Raw genomic sequence first — 16,607 nt, 5'->3', positions numbered from 1 at the left:
AGGAGCACGACATGGTGAAGCCGCTTGCGGTCGGTCATTGGTGGCAGTCGAAGTGGGGAGTGGTAGGGCTGCTATGGCTGGTCTCGTTCATCAATTACGCTGACCGCAATGCGATCACGGCGGTGATGCCGATGATTCGTAGCGATTTCCAGCTTGATAACGCTGCGTTGGGCTTGCTGAGTTCCTCGTTCCTATGGGTATACGCCAGTGCCGCTATGCTGGTGGGGGTTCTGGGTGATCGCTATAGCCGCAAGTGGGTGATTATCTGGGGACTGGTCGCGTGGAGCTTTTTCACGCTGGTATCGCCGCTCGCCAGCATTTTTCCGCTGTTTTTGATTTTGCGCGCGCTGACCGGACTGGGAGAAGCCTGCTATTACCCAGCGGGTACGGCGCTGATCAGCGACTTTCACGATGACAGAACGCGTGGCAAAGCGCTGTCGATCCATCAGACCGCCGTTTTCGCCGGTGGCGCGCTAGGAACCGTTGGCGCCGCCTGGATTGCGGGACTGTGGTCGTGGCACGACGCCTTCTATCTTTATGGTGTACTGGGCATCGCCTATGCCTTGCTGCTAGCGCGTATTTTGCCCGGCAATACCAGCAAGCGGCGTGAGCGCGTGGTGAGTCTGGGCAGAGAAACGCCTTACGCACTGCTGAAACGAATCCCCGCCGTTTGGATACTGTGTCTGGTTTACTTCTTCGCCAACTCCGTCAGTAACGGCTTGCTGATCTGGGCGCCCACCTTGTTCGTCGATGAGCTTCACATGTCGCTAACCGGTGCCAGTTTATTTGGCGCAGCAACGCTCAACCTGGCGGGCTTTATTGCCGTGCTGTGCAGTGGCGTTATCGCCGACTGGGCAGTAAGTCGCCACCGTGCCGCGCGCTTCTCAGTGCTCACGATTGGATTGGCCGCCGCGCTCGTGTTTACCGCTGCGATAGCCATTGCTCACAGCGCCACCACCGTAGCAATCTGCCTACTGTGTGCCGGCTTCTTCAAAGGCATTTTTGACGGCTCCATTTACTCCTCGATGCACGATCTCGTTCCCCCCTCATCCCGTGCCACCGCGGTGGGACTCATGACTACCCTCGGCTTCGCAGGCGCAGGGCTATGCCCGCTGCTGATCGGTATCGGTGCTGACCATATCGGATTACCGCTATCGCTCGGGCTTACCGCACTGCTCGACTGTGCCGCCGTCGCCTTGCTGTTATTGGGGAGGCCATGGTTTAGGCGTGCCGTGGATGTGACGTTACAGGTAGAGCAGCAGGGCAAGAGTGTTAGGCATTCTTGAGGGGAGGGGATTTTGGAGTTCGCGCGGGGTTTCAGTGTTGGTGGCTTTATTGGGTGGCTGATTTGGAGCTTGCGCGGGTTCTCGTTGTTGGTGGCTTTATCGGGTGGCTGATTTTGGAGCTTGCGCGGGTTCTCGTTGTTGGCGGCTTTATCGGTAACTCATTTTGGAGCCTGCGCAGTCTTTCACCGGTGGCGGTTTTACCAATAACTCATTCGGGAGCCTGCGCAGGGCTTTACTGTTAGCGTCTTTTCAAACCCAACTTTTCCTTTGAATGCGAGAGGAACCTTGTCCCTCTCCCGCTCGTGGAAGCGCCCCGAATGTGATGTCGCTGTGCATGCACAGCGCACACATTCAATGGGCTGTCATGGCTTGGCAAATAGAACGCTTAGCGTAGCTAATTAACGACATACGCAAACTTCGTAAAGGAAGGCGCGGAATCATCCGCTTGCAGCGTGGTTTTGCAAGCGGATGGCCTGACGCGCATGACGACAGCGGGGGTAAAGGGGGCCTGCAAGGTCCCCTTCAGATATCAATAAATAACGTTTGAAAAGACGCTAACAGTGAAAGACTGCGCAAACTCCAAAATCAGCCACCCAGAAAAAGCTATCTCCCTACAACACCACCGACGGTAGCACCGCTACTATCCCGGGCACTACCACCACAATACAACCAGTGATCAACAGCAGGCGGCGGAACAGCGCGTTCTGCTGGCGTTCATCGGTGAAGCCTACGACCAGTGTGCCCGCAACGTGGATGGGGTTGATAACGCTTAGCGTCGCCGGGGCGGCAATGGCGGCAATAATCAGCGCGAGGTAGGGCGAGTCGCCAAAGATGGTGCAGACCATCGGGGCCATCAAACTGATCACACCAATGGTCGATGCCTCGACGTTGGCCAGGAAGGTGGTCAGGTACGCCATTAGGAAGATCAGTATGATGGGGTTGTGGGTCATCGCCAGCAGTCCTTCTTCAAGCGCTTTCATGGTGCCCACTTCTTCCATTGCGCCGATGAAGGTTAACAGTCCGCACAGCACAATTACCGCGTTCCACGGGATCTTGTGCAAGAAGCCTGAGTTGCTGCCGGGGAAGATCAGCATTAGCACAACGGCGATTGAAATCGATGCAAAGCCTACGTCGGCTCCCGCAAAAATAACCAGCGCCACGAAAGCCAACACGCCGATCGCGGAGCACAGTGCATAGAACGGTTGGAGTTTGATGCCGGTCTCTTCCGAAGCCGCGGGGCGCATCAGCATGAAGCCGCGCTGTGTCGAAGCATTCTGAGCATCGCCGTCCACCAGCCGTTTGGAGCTGAAGATCAGCTGCAGGGCCAACACGGTAATAAATGAGATAACGGTACCGAGTGCCCACACCGTCCAGCCATTGAAATGGGTGCCGTTGCTGGCGGCGACGCTGCCCAGAATCTGCCCGGTGGGGTTAAGCGGCGATAGCCCTGCGGTGTTGGCACCGATAATGGCGGCCATTTCGCTAATGAAGAAGATGCGTGGATGACGGCGACATAGCGCGGCGATAATCGGTACCAGCAAGGTGATGGTGGCCGTTGAAAATGCGCCGACGGTAGTAATGGCAACACCAAGCACGTAGCCCGCCCAGGGAATCAGCGCGGTTCGCTCACCGATGGAGTCATAGATCTTGCTCGCAAACCACGATAGGCCGCCGCTTTTCTCCAGATGGGCAAAAAGCAGTGAGACGCCCACCAGCAGCGTAAAGATTCCTCCGGGGAAGTGAGCGAAAACCGCTTTGGTGCCAGTGCCTGAAACCACCAGCAGCGCCGCAGCGGCTGCTAGTCCTAGTAACCCAATATTTATCTTGCGCCAAATTGCTAGAACCAGAAGCAATACCAGCAGTACCAGCGAGGTGAGCTGCGAAACATCCATCTACCGTCTTCCTCATCGCTCTAGTCGGGAATTATTATCGTTTTCTTAAGTTTAATCATGCCTTCACCTAAAGTACGTGTAACGCCCGAGGTTGTGCAATCCCTACCTACGGTCAACAGCGTCTGCGCTGTGCGGGGACGACGCGCATTTTCCCGAGTGCCAAGGGCTTAGAATGAAAAAGGAAAAAAGACACAATAGCCCTCAACAGGGCGTTTTAATGGGGGAGCAGGCAGTAGCGAGCAGGAGTGAGAGCACACATAAATAGGATGTTAGCGGGCCCGGTTTGCGCGAGAAAATAGCCTTCAAATCGCGACCAATGTCTTACGGAAAAAATCGCTAAAGTGAACATGTGACCAGCAGTGAGATCGTTACTGCTTCAGGGAAGGAACCACAACGAGCGAGTGGTTGGGGCAATCGTATCGCGGGTAATCGGTAGGGCGGCCTTCTCGAATAGCGCTATTGCAGTGGCTATCATACTAGGCGAAGGCCTCCCCGCAGCAAATGGTACGCAGGAAAGGGTAGCTGCGTCTGTTAGGGCGTGCATCGGGCAAGATACGGGGAGAGCCCTGCGTACCGCAGCGAACGGTAGGGGTCGGGCGACGTTGTGCTTATTTCCGCGCACGACAGGGTATCTGCACCTTGATTTGTCGCCTTGATCACGCTAGCTAATAGGCAGGGCCACTTCGCTACCCAGTTACCAATCGGTGAAGCGGCGCTGCACCCAGCGCAGGCCAAACTCCATCAGCAGGGCAATGATCGCGATAATGATAATGCCCACCATCACCACATCGGTGGCCAGGTACTGCGCGGCCGATTGCACCATAAAGCCCAGCCCGGTATCGGCAGCCACCAACTCAGCAGCAACCAGGGTCGACCAGCCGACGCCCAGCGCGATGCGAAGCCCGGTAATCATCTCGGGAAGGGCGCTGGGCAGCACCACGTAGCAGATGACTTGCCAGCGGCTAGCGCCCAGACTGCGTGCGGCCTGAACGCGCGAGCGATCAACGCGTAGCACGCCGCCCACAGTGCTGATCAGCAGTGGGGCAAACAGCGCGAGGAAAATCAGCAGCACTTTCGACAACTCGCCAATGCCGCACCAAATCACGATTAGCGGCAAATAGGCGAGCGGCGGCACTGGACGATAAAATTCAACCAGTGGATCAATGGCCGCGCGTATTACGCCGCAGCTGCCCATCAGAATGCCGAGCGGCACCGCGATAATCACCGCGAAGAACAGCGCCACCAGCACCCGCGCCAAACTCGTCGCCACGTGCTGCCACAGTGGCACATCGAGATAGCCCTGGTGCAGCAGCACCCAGAACGAGCGCACCAGTTGATCGGGCGGCGGCAGAAACAGCGTGCTGACCAGTCCCGCGTGAGTAACGATGGCCCACACCGCAATCACGACCAGTATCGTGAGCGTCGCGACAATTTTGGGATGCGCCAGCCGCGTTCCGCGGCGCGGTGCAGGCGGCGCGGATTCATGAGCAGCGGGCAGTTGTTCGAAGAGAGCCATGTTAGTTTCCTGCCCTGGCAGCGCTCGGTGCATCGTCCTGCGCCTGCTGGGACATGTCATCGAGCAATTGATTGATATGTTCGCGGTGGCGCACGAATTCAGGATCGCCACGCAGTGCGCGCGGCGATTCGCCATTGATAAAACGCTGGGCAAAGCCCAACGCCTTGTGCTCAACCACGCGTCCCGGCGGACCGCCCATTACTACCAGATCAGTGGCGAGCAGCAAGGCTTCTTCGATGCTGTGGGTAATCATGAAGATGCCCTTGCCGGTATCGCGCCACAGCTCCAGCAGCATCCCTTGCATGCGTTCGCGCGTAAGCGCATCGAGGGCACCGAAGGGTTCGTCGAGCAGCAGGAAATCGGGATCGACGGCCAGCGCACGGGCCAACCCCAGGCGCTGACGCTGGCCGCCCGATAGCTCGGCGGGGCGCTGGTCAGCAAACTGCACCAGCCCTACCTGATCGAGCAGCTGAGTTGCCTGCTGGCGGCGTGTATGGCGTCCAATACCAGCAATACGCAAGCCCAGCGCCACGTTGTCGCGTGCGTTTAGCCACGGCATTAGCGCGTCATCCTGAAACACCACGCCGCGTTCACCGCCCGGGGATGTCAGTTCCTTCCCGTCGAGCAGAATACGGCCGCTGTCCGGTGCCAGAAAGCCCGCCAGCACATTAAGCAGGGTGGACTTGCCACAGCCGGAAGGGCCGAGCACTACTACCGATTCGCCTTTCTGAATCCTCACGTTCAGCGGCTCGAGCACGCGCTTGCGCCCGTTGCCGGTGGGATAGCTGACGCTGATCCCCTCTGCGATCAATTCACTCATGGGAAGACCTGTTGTCGCTTGGAGAGCCATTGGCCGAATGGGCGGCCGCTTGTTGTGTTTTAGAGGTGCTGGGTATCGCCTTGATAAAGGCGTTATCTACATAAGGAGCGTAATCGTCGAGCACTGCCGGAATAGTGCCTAGTCCATAAATGAAGGCAGCGGTCTTCTTGAGCTGCAAAGCGGTGCCGCCGCCCAGATAGCGTTGTGATAGCTGGGCGTTTTTATCGGGGTAATGGGCGCCGGCCAGCAGCCCTGGCACGTCGTCGGCCGAAACGCCGATCAGCTTGGCAATCTGCTGTGCCTGCTCAGAGGAGGCATTCCACGCCTTGGGGTTGCGGTTGTAGCGGTCGAAGTAATCCAGGCTGACGGCGGCCAGTTGGCGCAACACGTCAGGGTGCTGCTCAGCAAAATCCTTGCGTGCCACCCACACCTCGAAAGTGGGCGAGCCCCATTTCGCGACCTGATCCGAGTCGGTGAGCACGTGCCCAGAGGGCGTTAGCTGGTTCAGCGCCGGAGCCCACACATAAGCGCCGTCAATGTCACCGCGTTTGTAAGCCGCAATAATGGACGGCGGGTCCATGTTGACGATATCGACATCGCGGCGATCGATGCCCCAGTGCTTGAGCGCGCCCAGCAAACTGAAATGGCTGGTAGAAACGAAGGGGGTGGCAATGGTCTTGCCCTTCAACTGCTGCGGATTAGTGATGCCGCTTTTATTGCTAACCACCAGTGATTCGGCGCTGCCCAGTTGGTTCACGATCAGGAAGGTGGTAATCGGTAGATCCCGCGAGGTGGCCGCGGCCAGTGGGCCAGAGCCAAGATCAGCAACCTGCACATCACCGGAGGCGAGTGCGGCAATGACCGCTGGGCCGCTATCAAAGCGTTTCCAGTCGATGTGCCAGCCCGTTGCCTTTTCATAATCGCCCTGGGCCTGCGGCACTTTGGTTGGATCAGCACCGGTTTGCCAGGCAAAGGTAAAGCTGCCGGAGGAAGCATCGTCCGCCGCTTGAGCGCCAAGCGGTAGTGCGGTCGCCGCGGCCAGCAGCAGTAACATCGAAGAGCGCGAAACAGAGCGTTGCAGTGCTGAAAAAAACGGCATGTACGGTATCTAGTCTGGTCGTCGGAGGAGGTAATCAGCGTTCGGCAAGCACTCACGCCAGCTTGGTGCTCAATGAAGCGCTATTGCGCTGGGTCACGCGCTGATCAATGCAGCAACGGTGAGCAGCCGTTAGTCATTCGGTGTTGTTATGTGGCTAACGTACTCGATCACTGCATGCTTCTTCAGCCGTTAACGGAAAAATTGTTAGCGCTGAGGAAGTGAGTGTCGCAAATCTTGGTGCCGTTGCTGAAATTCAAAAATGGAACCACCTGATAACTAAAGGTGATATCTGCCAAGAAGATTTAGCCCACTAAGGAATATAGTGGCGTAACGCTATTTTGATATTCATTTATTGAATATATCGCCGTGTTGTAATAACTCTTGGCTTTAAATAGCCTAGTCGAAGCACGCATTTTTGCGTAACGGAAAACGCCGCTTTTTGCGGCCTTCCAGGGAGGCGGCTGGCAACGCCCGCCGACCCGTGCCTTTTGTTGCTATCGACCAGGTGTGCAAGTCATGAGAAAAATGTCGTTGTTAACCGCTTCCCGTCTGCGTCGCTTTGCGCCGCTGGCGCTGACCGTGGCGCTAGGCAGCGCTGCCGTGCCCGCCGCGCAAGCGGACACTACCCTTACCAATGCCTCGTTTGACGTGGCGCGGGAGCTGTTTACAGCGCTCAACAAACCCTTCGTTGAAGAATGGAATCAGCAGCACGACGATCATCTGGTGATCAAGCAAACCCACGCGGGGTCGTCCACTCAGGCGCGTTCGATCATTCAAGGCTTGAACGCCGATGTAGTGACCTTCAATCAAACCAGTGATATCGATGCCATTGCCCACGCTGGCTTGATTGCGAGCGATTGGCAGCAGCGCCTGCCCGAACACAGCTCACCGTTTTATTCGACCATGGCGTTCTTGGTGCGTAAGGGCAATCCCAAGCACCTCACCAGTTGGCAAGACCTCGCTGAAACGGGTGTCGAGCTGGTCTTCCCCAACCCCAAAACCTCAGGTAATGGGCGCTACACCTATCTCGGCGCTTGGGCCTCGCAGAGCGCGCTGAATCACAACAACGAAGCTGATACCGAAGCCTTCATGCGCAACTTCCTCGGCAACGCGGTAGTGCTCGACAGCGGTGGTCGGGGCGCGACGACTTCCTTTATCGAACGCGGTCAGGGGGATGCGCTGATTACCTTCGAGGCGGAAGCGCGCAGTCTGGCACGTCAGTATGGCGATAAATACGAAGTGGTGGTGCCGAAGGTCGACGTGATAGCGGAAATGCCGGTGGCGTGGGTCGATGCCAATGTGCGTAAGAATCACTCGGAGAAATTGGCCAAGGCGTATCTCAACTATCTATACACAGCGCCGGCGCAGACCATTATCGCCGATCACTTTTATCGCGTGCGCAACCCCGAAGTAGCCAAGCAAACGGCCGGGCGCTTCCCCGACACCCAACTTCTCAACATCAGTGACGTATTCGGTAGTTGGGACGATATTCTCAGCACCCATTTTGCCTCGGGCGCCAAGCTCGATCAGTTGCAGCGCCAATGAGCAGGCGAGCTCCCCGTCGTATTCTGCCCGGCTTCCATCTATCGCTGGGCATCGCGCTCGTTTATGTCGCGATCGTGCTGCTGCTGCCGTTAGGCAGTCTGGTGGGGCAGTTGGCGGATCTCAGCTGGGCACGCTATTGGTCGATTATCACCGACCCGCGCAATCTCGCTAGTTACCGCATTACGGTGCTTAGCGCATTGCTGGCGTCGCTATTCAACATGCTGTTTGGGCTGTTGTGTGCGTGGGTACTGGTGCGCTACAGCTTCCCCGGTAAGCGCGTGCTCGATGCTCTGATGGACTTGCCGTTTGCGCTGCCGACGGCCGTTGCGGGCATCACCATATCCACCCTTTACGCATCGCAGGGGGCAATAGGGCAGTGGCTGGGCTTCAAGGTGGCGTATTCATGGCTGGGCATTGTGATTGCGATGGCCTTTACCAGCGTGCCCTTTGTGGTGCGTACGGTGCAGCCGGTCCTTGAGGAGCTTCCTGCCAGTGTCGATGAAGCGGCGATTACCCTCGGCGCAAGCAACGCTTACGCGTTCCGCCGCGTCATTCTGCCGTTTATCTGGCCCGCGCTGTTGACCGGTACCGGGCTAGCCTTCGCACGCAGTTTAGGAGAATACGGCGCGGTGATTTTCGTGGCCGGCAATATGCCCTATAAAACCGAAGTCACCTCGCTGATGGTAGTAACGCGCTTGCAGGAATTCGATTATCCCGCCGCTGCCGCCATCGCATCGGTGGTGCTGATCGCCTCGCTACTGCTGCTGCTGGCGATCAATATCTATCAGGCGCGCTTCTTCCGCCGTATCCACGCCAACCAACATGTGTGAAGGAGCTGTCTGATGCAGCGGGTCGGAGATTCCCCAGCGGTAAAGTGGACGCTCATTGTCCTAGCGCTGCTGCTAACGGCGTTAGTGCTGGTGGTGCCGCTGGTCGAGATCGTGCGTCAGGCCTTCGCAAACGGCGTTGGCGGGCTGCTCGCTAACCTCACCGATACCTACACCCTCAGCGCCATTTGGCTGACGCTACTGATCGCAGTGATTACCGTGCCGCTAAACGTGGTGTTCGGGATTGTGCTGGCATGGCTGGTAACGCGCTTCCGTTTTCCGGGCAGGCGATTTTTGCAAACCCTGATCGACATCCCTTTTGCGGTGTCGCCGGTTATCGCAGGGCTTGTGTATCTATTGCTGTATGGCCGCAACGGCTGGCTGGGGCAGTGGCTAGCGGGCTACGACATCCAACTGATGTTCGCGTGGCCCGGCATGGTGCTGGTCACGCTGTTCGTTACCTGTCCTTTTGTGGCGCGCGAGCTGATTCCGCTGATGCAGGCGCAGGGAAGCCAGGAGGAAGAAGCCGCGGTCAGTCTGGGGGCGCGCAGCGTGCCGCTGTTCTGGCACATTACCCTGCCGAATATTCGCAGCGGGCTGATTTACGGGGCGATTCTGACCAATGCACGTGCCATGGGCGAATTCGGTGCGGTGTCGGTGGTGTCGGGGATGATTAATGGCGTCACCATTAGCCTGCCGTTACAGGTTGAACAGCTTTATCAGGACTACAACACCGTTGGTTCGTTTGTTTCGGCGCTGCTGCTGGCCGCGCTGGCGGTGCTAACGCTGGTGATCAAAGCGCTGCTTGAGTGGCAGGCCGAGCGTCGGCAAGCGCGCCAGCAAGGCGTTGCTGACGATGCGTAGTCGTGCGCTAGTCAGGGTTGCTTCAGAGGCTGAAGGCAGGAGTGCGGTCTGTCGCTGTCACCGCTGTTTATCGAGCGGGATGCGGTGCGCGCATACGCTGGCGCGATTTGCCGCCACGGCCGCACGACTGGCTGCCAACGCTACGCCATAGGCGGTCGCGCCAACGTTACCCATTGCACTGGGTGCCTTCCATAGGGCCGCAGTGCCTGCTTTTTTTGCTGATGTCATGAGTATGTCGCCATGAGTATTACGATCGATCAGATTTCCCGCCAATTCGGTAACACCGTGGCGCTTCAGCCCAGCTCATTGGATATCAAGGAAGGCGAATTGGTGGGGTTGCTGGGGCCGTCCGGCTCTGGCAAAACCACCTTACTGCGCATTATCGCTGGACTCGAAACGCCGACAGCGGGGCGCATTCTGTTTTCAGGGCACGACGTAACCCGACTGCATCCGCGCCACCGGCGGGTAGGCTTCGTTTTCCAGCACTACGCGCTGTTTCGGCACATGAGCGTGTTCGACAATATCGCCTTCGGTCTCAAAGCCAATGCGCGTCGTTTATCGCTGGGTCGCCGCGAGATTACCGAGCGCGTCAACGAACTGCTGTCCCAAATCCAGCTAGAGCCCTATGCCAAGCGCTTGCCGGCACAGCTGTCGGGAGGTCAGCAGCAGCGTGTTGCCTTGGCGCGTGCGCTGGCGGTCAGGCCCGAGGTACTGTTGATGGACGAGCCGTTTGGCGCGCTGGACGCCAAGGTGCGCATCGAACTGCGCCGCTGGCTGCGCCATTTGCACGAGCAGCTCGGATTTACCTGTGTCTTTGTTACCCACGATCAGGACGAAGCCTTGGAGCTCTCGGACCGCGTGGCGGTAATGAGCCAAGGACGAATCGAACAGATTGCAACGCCTGAGCAGCTTTATCGCGCGCCGGCCAATCGCTTCGTGTTCGATTTCCTTGGCGCCACCAATAGCTTTAAAGGGGAAGTACGCGACGGTCTGCTGCACTTGGGTGAGCAGAGCACCATACGGCTACCGAAGGTGGCTGCTGGCGCGGCCGAGCTAGTGGCACGTCCGCACGAATTATCGCTGCACCGTTCGCCGAGCGAGAGCGCAACGCTGCCGGCCAAGGTCAGTGCCATCGCCCCGATTGGCGCAGTGGTGGAGGTTGAGCTTCAGCCAGCCTGGCACGCGCCTAATCTACAGGTCACGCTGTCACCGCGTGATCTCGAGCAAGCAGCTTTCGCGGTGGGCGATACCCTCTATGTGCATCCACACCGACTGGCGCTGGTCGATCCTGAGAGTGCGGCGCTCACGCCGTTAGTGTGATCACGGCGGCGTTTTTTGCGGTAGATATTGCGCTGCGAATGCGTAAGCGCGGGCTGTGGGCAACCGATGGTGATCGTGCCCGAGGAAAGCGCGCGGGCACCGCCTAAGCCTTGCCGCGCAGGCGTACCTGATATTCATTTTGTGAATATAAAAACCAATTATTAATATTTTAGTGTTATTTATCAGCTGCGTAGCATGGCTGAACATCCTCATATCGATCTGTTCAGGAAGCTCGCCATGTCAGCCCGTCATTTTCTCGCCTTACTGTTTGCCGCCTCTGCCTTGGGGACTTCGCTGTTTGCCCACGCTGAAAACGTCACGCTGTTGAATGTCTCTTATGACCCCACCCGCGAGCTGTATCAGCAATACAACAAAGCCTTCTCTCAGTGGTACCAGAAAGAGAGCGGCGATCAGGTGTCGATTCAGCAAAGCAACGGCGGCTCAGGCAGTCAGTCGCGCAGTGTGATCGAAGGCGCGCCCGCCGATGTGGTGACCTTGGCGCTGGCCTACGACATCGATGCGATTGCCGATCGCAATGCCGGTGTGCCCAAGGACTGGCAGAAGCAGCTGCCGGATAATTCGTCCCCGTACACCTCGACCATCGTGTTTTTGGTGCGCAAGGGTAATCCCAAAGGCATTCAGGACTGGGACGATTTGACCAAAAAAGGCGTGGAAGTCATCACGCCTAATCCGAAAACGTCGGGCGGCGCGCGCTGGAACTTCCTCGCTGCGTGGGCGTGGGCGCTGAAGCAGAAACTGGGCAATCTGGATAAGCTGCACGATCCCAAGTATGCGGATGAGGTGAAGGCAGCAACGGCCTATGCACGCGACTATGTGCGCGATTTGTTCAAAAACGCCTCGGTGCTCGATAGCGGGGCGCGCGGTTCGACCAACACCTTCGTTAAAAACGGCCAGGGTGACGTGCTGATCGCGTGGGAAAGCGATGCGCTGCTGGCGAACGAGAAGCTCGATAAAGGCAACTACGAAATCGTGGTGCCCAGCCTGAGTATTCTTACCGAGCCGCCGGTTGCGAAGGTGGAAGGTAATGTGAAGCGCAAGGGAGAGGCCGCAGAGAAGGCCGCCGATGCTTACCTGAAGCACCTTTATTCGCCGGAAGGGCAGCGCATTATCGCTGACAACTATTACCGCCCGCGCAATACCGATGGCATTCCGCAGGATGAACTGAAGCTGTTCCCGAAACTCGATCTGGTGAATGTCGATCAAGTGTTCGGCGGCTGGAGCAAAGCGCAGCAAACCTTCTTTGCCGATGGCGGAGTGTTCGATCAGCTGCAGCAGCAGTAAGCGTTAGCGTTGGATATAAAAGAAGCCGGAGCGAATATCGCTCCGGCTTCTTTATTGGTACAGCGCTTATCGTATCGAGCTAACCGTGCCCTCGACGATCAAAGCGTTCGCTTGCCATCAAGGCATGCTCGGCAGCGGGGCTGCATCCAGCGGGTTGCCGCCCAATGCACTACCGTCCACCGGCTGACCGTCGATCGTTAGCTGGCCATCCTTGAACTCAAGCTCGGTGTTGTCGTTGCTGGATTGCCCGCCAAGAATGTTTGCCAGTCCAGTCAGCGTAATATGGCCGGTGGCGTATTGCGCAAACTGCTGCGCCACCACACTGAATACGCGTCCGTTTGCCGGCTGTTGCGGGGCCGAGTTGACCTTGTCGCCATTAACCTGCAAGTGACCTTTAGCAGTGATCGGTTTGTCCAGCAGTGGCGATTTAACTTCGAAGTGCTCAATGGTCAGCAGCGGCGAATTCGACAGCAGACGCTGGATATCGCGCTGCCGCTGTGCGTCGGTATCGCGTGCTTCGTCATCTTCGTCACTGTCGACGGCATTGGCCTGACGTCTTACCAGCGATAGCAGCGCCTGCTCATCGAGGTTCGCAATGTTTAGTTTAACGTCACCGCTGCCTATTTCCTTGTCCGAATGCAGCACGCTACCGATGTGGTATTCACCGTGCCAATCGATGCCGTTATCGCCTTTGTCATAATGATCGTCGTAGTGAAGATCCTTGAGCTCAACACTTCCCAGCAACACTTTGTGAATGGTCGCGTTGTCCAGCTCGAAGTGCGTATTGGTGCCGACCAAGGTGTCGCGGTTGGGAACATTGAGGCGCAGTGAGCCAGGGCCGATCACGATGTTATTGGCTAGGTCTTTCAGGCTTAGCTGTTGCCACTCAAGCACGGACTCGATGTGATTTTTGTTGGCGTTGCCATCAACATTGACCCGCAAGTCATGGGTACGTGCAGTATTGCCATTGTTGTCGATGCGGCTATCGGGAAGTTCGATATGCACATGATAGTGGCCGCTGAGCGAGCTGAAATTGGCGTCAACCATTGGCTCCTGGTCGGCCTGGAGTATCTCTGAGAACAGCTTTTTGCCCTCCACCAGCAGCGCCGGATGCCCGTCAACAGACGAGGAGAAAATCCCGTGATGAGCGGTCAGCGGTGCATTCAGCGTCATGCTGCTTTCACCCTCCGCTGCCAGCGTCCCCTCCAGGGTGAAGGTACTGCTAAAGAAGCCCTTGCTGACTTCTTTCTTCTCCAGCGTGATGCCCTGATCCTGCTTGAGATCATCAAGCACGCTGTCCAGATGAGAGAAGAACAGGTGACGGCTATACAGCATGCCAAAGACGTAAAGCGCAGCGACGATAACAATGACTACCAGTGCTGTTATGCCCAGCTTTTTCGAAGAAGAGGTCATGTCGGAAACAACTCATCGGTTGAAAGGGAAGCGCGCAGCAAGCGTTATGCCCGCGGCAGCCAGGGTATTGTGCGTCCACTCACGCGTCGATGCAAAAGCCAAAGGCATCGTGATGACGCTGCTCAACAGCAGTGCCAGCGTTACGGTACCTGCCTTTAGCGGCAGCATCAGATAGGAGGCGAACAGGGATAAGCGTTGAGGGTGCTGGTGCGGAGAGAGCCGCCGCCTGAAAACGCGGGCAGATGCCTTCAGCAATATTGGTGGGTATCGCTACAGGCCGCGCCATACGGGGCTTAAACGAAAATTAACAATATGTGAACATTGTGTGCACCGATCAGGAAAACTTCGAGGAGCGTCGTCTAACCTCAGCCTTGCGATGAAGTGAAGGGCGTACCATTCCTGCCATTCACATAATCGTCCGCTTCAGTGTAGAAACGCAGCGGCAAGGCAGGGAACAGCGATATGGCGTCTGCAAGGATTCGCGAGTGGGAGAAACGGCTCGCACGAGCGGTAAATTCGTTTCCGATTCGACAACAGCACAAGCGCTGGCTGGCCGCGCTCTCTAACGAGCCGCGCCTGGTCACCATGGTGCGCGGTGAAAGCGATCGTCACCTGCACTCCTACGTGCATCGCCATTGGTCATCGCGCAAGAAGCTGGCGGCCATTCGTGGCCACAATGAGTTCATGCTCTCGTTCTTCACGCCAGAAGCCTTTGAGCAAATCTACAACGGCTATGGCTTGGTTATTTCGACCTTCTCCGACCAATGGTTTCTCAAGCTGGAGCGCGGTCGTTACCGCAAGGAAGGCGAGCAGGGGCTTTATATTCGCAATCAGCAGGGGCGCATTGTGTTCGGCGTCACCTTCTGCATTGATATCGAGGAAGGCGCACTTTATGTGGGCTCGCTGCAAGGTGGCAAGCACGAAGGCGCTAACGACGATATCAAAGCGCTGCATCGCTACTGCCACAACGCGCGGCCGTTCACGCTGCTGATGAGCGCGCTGTTTGGTGTTAAGGATGCGCTGGCACTGAAGGTGATTTACGGCATTCCCGCCGAGTATGCCAACAACCATCGGCACGGCCACAAGATCCAGCTCGACTACGACAGCTACTGGGAAGAAACCGGCGGCATCCGCGAGCAGTACTGGTATCGTTTGCCTACCGCACTGCCGCGCAAGGATATCAGCGAGGTGAAGAGCAAGCACCGCTCGGCCTATCGCAAGCGCTTGGCGCTGCTGGATGAAATTTACCGTGACACTCATCAAACGCTGTGCATTGCGTCACGCCGCGATGAGATTACTCTGCTTACTGAGCGGGCGATGCAGCAGGCATCGCTGGACGCGTCACACTGACCCTGCCAGCTTTCGCCAGGATTTGACGGCAGCGTATAACGCGGCATAAGAAAGACGCGACCGGTGTCGCGTTAGCCTGTGGTCTGCTTCGAGACATCAGCCTGCTCGAAGCGATTGACCTTCCTGAGCACCGGAAATAGCACCATCCATCCCAGCACCACTACCAGCGTCGTGACTCCGCCAGCCACGGCGGTCGTTTGAGCGCCCAGCCAGGCAGCGCTGGTGCCGGCGCGGAATTCGCCCAGTTCGTTGCTCGAGCCGATAAATAGCATGTTGACGGCGTTAACCCGACCGCGCATCGCATCGGGCGTTGCCAGCTGAATCAGCGTGGAGCGCACATAAACGCTGATCATGTCGGCTGCACCCGCGATCAACAGCGCTAGCCACGAAAGCCAGAACACCGACGATAGCGCAAACACCAGATTGCACACGCCAAACACCGCCACCGCTGAGAACATGACTAGCCCCACGTGGCGGTTGAAGGCGCGCATGCTGAGATACACGCCCATTAGCATTGCCCCCACCGCAGAGGCGCTGCGCAGTGCCCCAAGACCGGCAGGGCCGGTGAGCAGGATATGCTGGGCGTAAATGGGCAGCAGCGCTACCACATCGCCCAGCAGCACGGCGAACAGGTCGAGTGAAATCGCCCCCAGGATAATCGGGCGTGACGCGATATAGCGCAGGCCGGCGGCAAAACGCTGCCAACTGCTGCCTGCTGTGGTGTCGGGCGCAGCTGTGCTGATGCTAGCTTCGCGCACGGGCACCTTCAGCATCGCCAGCAGTGCGGCAAGAGTACAGGCGAAACACACCAGATAAGCGCTGGCAGCGCCGCCTATATAAAGCACGCCGCCCAGCAGCGGGCCAGCAATGGTAGCAACCTTCATGATCACCGAGTTAATCGCGATGGCTTGCGCCAACTGGCGGTGCGGCACTATTTGCGGCAGCAGGCTTTGCAGTGCTGGGCCGGTAAAGGCGCGTGCGCAGCCAAACAGCACCAGCACCATATAAAACGGCATCAGCGAGCTATGCGGCAGCAGCGATAGCGCTGCTAGCGCGCCGCTGCACAGCCATTGCAGCAGCCAGCTCAGCATCAAAATCAGTTTGCGGGGAAAGCGGTCGATCAAATCGCCCGCGGGTAGCAGTAGCACCACCATCGGCAGGAATTGGGCCAGCCCCGCATAGGCCAACGACATGGCATCGTGCGTCATGTCGTAGAGCTGCCAGGCCACTACCACCGCCTGAATTTGCATGGCGAATACGGCCGCTAAACGCGCGCCCAGAAAGGCGATAAAGCCGGGCTGTCGGGAAATACCAAGATTGCTGGAAGAAGTCATTATCGTTATTGGTGCGGTGTGTGGATGGCTGCCTTCCCG

Annotated in this window: 15 protein-coding genes; 8 read left to right on the top strand and 7 right to left on the bottom strand. The window is 57.7% G+C overall.

Annotated elements, in window-relative coordinates; all coding sequences use genetic code 11:
* Positions 1 to 11 precede the first annotated feature (11 nt).
* Complete coding sequence (locus R84865_RS09820) at positions 12 to 1,286, top strand: MFS transporter (RefSeq protein ID WP_435637457.1); 1,275 nt, start codon at positions 12 to 14, stop codon at positions 1,284 to 1,286.
* A 611-nt stretch (positions 1,287 to 1,897) separates the two neighbouring features.
* Here the strand turns inward: R84865_RS09820 and R84865_RS09815 are convergent.
* From R84865_RS09815 to tauA, 4 genes are all read right to left on the bottom strand, one after another.
* Entirely contained in the window at positions 1,898 to 3,178 is a 1,281-nt protein-coding gene (locus R84865_RS09815; RefSeq protein WP_435631834.1) for an SLC13 family permease, read from the bottom strand.
* Between the two features lie 694 nt (positions 3,179 to 3,872).
* Positions 3,873 to 4,694, bottom strand: coding sequence for an ABC transporter permease subunit (locus tag R84865_RS09810; RefSeq protein WP_435639537.1), 822 nt, complete (start codon positions 4,692 to 4,694; stop codon positions 3,873 to 3,875).
* A gap of 1 nt (position 4,695) precedes the next feature.
* On the bottom strand, positions 4,696 to 5,514 hold the full coding sequence (locus R84865_RS09805; protein ID WP_435631832.1) for a taurine ABC transporter ATP-binding protein: 819 nt from the start codon (positions 5,512 to 5,514) through the stop codon (positions 4,696 to 4,698).
* A complete protein-coding gene (tauA, locus tag R84865_RS09800; protein ID WP_435639536.1) occupies positions 5,507 to 6,613 on the bottom strand; it encodes a taurine ABC transporter substrate-binding protein in 1,107 nt (368 codons plus the stop codon). The genes R84865_RS09805 and tauA overlap by 8 nt, the downstream gene beginning before the upstream one ends.
* Positions 6,614 to 7,138: 525 nt before the next feature.
* Between tauA and cysP the strand changes: the two genes are divergently transcribed.
* From cysP to cysW, 3 genes are read left to right on the top strand one after another with little or no spacing between them, the layout of a single operon-like run.
* The gene (gene cysP / locus R84865_RS09795) at positions 7,139 to 8,158 is read left to right on the top strand and encodes a thiosulfate ABC transporter substrate-binding protein CysP (protein WP_435639535.1); all 1,020 of its coding nucleotides are present in this window, start codon (positions 7,139 to 7,141) and stop codon (positions 8,156 to 8,158) included.
* The gene (gene cysT / locus R84865_RS09790; RefSeq protein WP_435631829.1) at positions 8,155 to 8,988 is read left to right on the top strand and encodes a sulfate ABC transporter permease subunit CysT; all 834 of its coding nucleotides are present in this window, start codon (positions 8,155 to 8,157) and stop codon (positions 8,986 to 8,988) included. Before cysP ends, cysT begins: the two co-directional genes overlap by 4 nt.
* A gap of 12 nt (positions 8,989 to 9,000) precedes the next feature.
* Positions 9,001 to 9,849 carry a sulfate ABC transporter permease subunit CysW gene (gene cysW / locus R84865_RS09785; protein ID WP_435631828.1) on the top strand — a complete coding sequence of 283 codons (849 nt, stop codon included), beginning with the start codon at positions 9,001 to 9,003 and terminating at the stop codon, positions 9,847 to 9,849.
* Positions 9,850 to 9,906: 57 nt separating this feature from the next.
* On the opposite strand, the gene R84865_RS09780 is transcribed toward cysW, so the two are convergent.
* The gene (locus R84865_RS09780) at positions 9,907 to 10,077 is read right to left on the bottom strand and encodes a hypothetical protein (RefSeq protein WP_435639534.1); all 171 of its coding nucleotides are present in this window, start codon (positions 10,075 to 10,077) and stop codon (positions 9,907 to 9,909) included.
* Positions 10,078 to 10,089: 12 nt separating this feature from the next.
* Here R84865_RS09780 and R84865_RS09775 point away from each other — a divergent pair, with 12 nt between their 5' ends.
* Entirely contained in the window at positions 10,090 to 11,169 is a 1,080-nt protein-coding gene (locus R84865_RS09775) for a sulfate/molybdate ABC transporter ATP-binding protein (RefSeq protein ID WP_435639533.1), read from the top strand.
* 237 nt (positions 11,170 to 11,406) lie between these two features.
* Positions 11,407 to 12,471, top strand: coding sequence for a sulfate ABC transporter substrate-binding protein (locus R84865_RS09770; RefSeq protein WP_435639532.1), 1,065 nt, complete (start codon positions 11,407 to 11,409; stop codon positions 12,469 to 12,471).
* 117 nt (positions 12,472 to 12,588) lie between these two features.
* Here R84865_RS09770 and R84865_RS09765 read toward each other — a convergent pair whose 3' ends face one another.
* Complete coding sequence (locus R84865_RS09765; protein WP_435631825.1) at positions 12,589 to 13,884, bottom strand: DUF945 family protein; 1,296 nt, start codon at positions 13,882 to 13,884, stop codon at positions 12,589 to 12,591.
* Here R84865_RS09765 and R84865_RS09760 point away from each other — a divergent pair.
* The gene (locus R84865_RS09760; protein WP_435639531.1) at positions 13,883 to 14,059 is read left to right on the top strand and encodes a hypothetical protein; all 177 of its coding nucleotides are present in this window, start codon (positions 13,883 to 13,885) and stop codon (positions 14,057 to 14,059) included. The genes R84865_RS09765 and R84865_RS09760 overlap by 2 nt on opposite strands.
* A gap of 287 nt (positions 14,060 to 14,346) precedes the next feature.
* Positions 14,347 to 15,234 carry a DUF535 family protein gene (locus tag R84865_RS09755; protein ID WP_435639530.1) on the top strand — a complete coding sequence of 296 codons (888 nt, stop codon included), beginning with the start codon at positions 14,347 to 14,349 and terminating at the stop codon, positions 15,232 to 15,234.
* 71 nt (positions 15,235 to 15,305) lie between these two features.
* Here the strand turns inward: R84865_RS09755 and R84865_RS09750 are convergent, their stop codons facing one another.
* Positions 15,306 to 16,568: an MFS transporter gene (locus tag R84865_RS09750; protein WP_435639529.1), complete on the bottom strand. Its 1,263-nt coding sequence runs from the start codon at positions 16,566 to 16,568 to the stop codon at positions 15,306 to 15,308.
* Positions 16,569 to 16,607 lie beyond the last annotated feature (39 nt).

The sequence above is a fragment of the Carnimonas bestiolae genome (assembly GCF_051251145.1).
In the GTDB taxonomy this organism is placed as follows: Bacteria; Pseudomonadota; Gammaproteobacteria; order Pseudomonadales; family Halomonadaceae; genus Carnimonas; species Carnimonas bestiolae.
Note: the sequence above shows the minus strand (reverse complement) of the source record. Positions and strands in the feature narration are given on the sequence as shown.

Excerpts from the sequence above, each read along its gene's own strand:
- R84865_RS09755 (WP_435639530.1), top strand. The coding sequence starts at position 14,347 with ATGGCGTCTGCAAGGATTCGCGAGTGGGAGAAACGGCTCGCACGAGCG.
- cysW (WP_435631828.1), top strand. The coding sequence starts at position 9,001 with ATGCAGCGGGTCGGAGATTCCCCAGCGGTAAAGTGGACGCTCATTGTC.
- R84865_RS09760 (WP_435639531.1), top strand. The coding sequence starts at position 13,883 with ATGTCGGAAACAACTCATCGGTTGAAAGGGAAGCGCGCAGCAAGCGTT.
- R84865_RS09820 (WP_435637457.1), top strand. The coding sequence starts at position 12 with ATGGTGAAGCCGCTTGCGGTCGGTCATTGGTGGCAGTCGAAGTGGGGA.
- R84865_RS09810 (WP_435639537.1), bottom strand. The coding sequence starts at position 4,694 with ATGGCTCTCTTCGAACAACTGCCCGCTGCTCATGAATCCGCGCCGCCT.
- tauA (WP_435639536.1), bottom strand. The coding sequence starts at position 6,613 with ATGCCGTTTTTTTCAGCACTGCAACGCTCTGTTTCGCGCTCTTCGATG.
- R84865_RS09750 (WP_435639529.1), bottom strand. The coding sequence starts at position 16,568 with ATGACTTCTTCCAGCAATCTTGGTATTTCCCGACAGCCCGGCTTTATC.
- R84865_RS09765 (WP_435631825.1), bottom strand. The coding sequence starts at position 13,884 with ATGACCTCTTCTTCGAAAAAGCTGGGCATAACAGCACTGGTAGTCATT.
- cysP (WP_435639535.1), top strand. The coding sequence starts at position 7,139 with ATGTCGTTGTTAACCGCTTCCCGTCTGCGTCGCTTTGCGCCGCTGGCG.
- R84865_RS09805 (WP_435631832.1), bottom strand. The coding sequence starts at position 5,514 with ATGAGTGAATTGATCGCAGAGGGGATCAGCGTCAGCTATCCCACCGGC.
- R84865_RS09780 (WP_435639534.1), bottom strand. The coding sequence starts at position 10,077 with ATGACATCAGCAAAAAAAGCAGGCACTGCGGCCCTATGGAAGGCACCC.
- R84865_RS09815 (WP_435631834.1), bottom strand. The coding sequence starts at position 3,178 with ATGGATGTTTCGCAGCTCACCTCGCTGGTACTGCTGGTATTGCTTCTG.
- cysT (WP_435631829.1), top strand. The coding sequence starts at position 8,155 with ATGAGCAGGCGAGCTCCCCGTCGTATTCTGCCCGGCTTCCATCTATCG.
- R84865_RS09770 (WP_435639532.1), top strand. The coding sequence starts at position 11,407 with ATGTCAGCCCGTCATTTTCTCGCCTTACTGTTTGCCGCCTCTGCCTTG.
- R84865_RS09775 (WP_435639533.1), top strand. The coding sequence starts at position 10,090 with ATGAGTATTACGATCGATCAGATTTCCCGCCAATTCGGTAACACCGTG.